Annotated in this window: 1 protein-coding gene; it reads left to right on the forward strand. The window is 80.0% G+C overall.

Annotated elements, in window-relative coordinates:
- The coding region (locus WCS02_RS20985) for an aminotransferase class V-fold PLP-dependent enzyme (RefSeq protein WP_340296241.1) at positions 1 to 596 on the forward strand (596 nt) is incomplete at both ends.

Raw genomic sequence — 596 nt, forward strand, 5'->3', positions numbered from 1 at the left:
GGCCTCGCCGACGGCTGGGCGGACGAGCGGGGCCTGCACGCCTCGGCGGCCCGGTCCCGGCAGGTGCTCGACGCGGCGCGGGCACGGCTCGGCGAGCTGCTCGGGGTGCGCGGGGAGGACGTGTCGTTCCCGCCCGACCACGTCGCTGCGCTGCACGCCGGGGTGCTGGGCTGCTCGGCGCCGGGGGCGGACCCCGCGGGACCGGTCGTCGTGTCAGCGGTCGAGCACTCGGCGGTCCTCCACGCTGCCGGGTGGGCGGGCACCCCGGTGCGCACGGTCGGCGTCGACCGCGCCGGCCACGTCGACCTCGACGCGCTCCGCCGTGCCGTGGCGGGGGCCCGGCTGGTCTGCGTGCAGCACGCCAACGTCGAGGTCGGCACCGTGCAGGACCTGCCGGCGGTCCACGAGGTGTGCCGGGCGGCGGGCGTGCCGCTGCTGGTGGACGCGGGCGCCTCGCTCGGCCACCTGCCGGTGCCGGCCGCCTGGGACGTGCTCGTCGGCTCGCCCCGCTCGTGGGGGTCCGTGGCCGGGACCGCGGTCCTCGCGGTGCGGCCCGGCGTGCGCTGGCGCCCGCACGAGCCCGGGGAGAAGTCGGA

This window comes from Aquipuribacter hungaricus (genome assembly GCF_037860755.1).
GTDB classification, from domain to species: domain Bacteria; phylum Actinomycetota; class Actinomycetes; order Actinomycetales; family JBBAYJ01; genus Aquipuribacter; species Aquipuribacter hungaricus.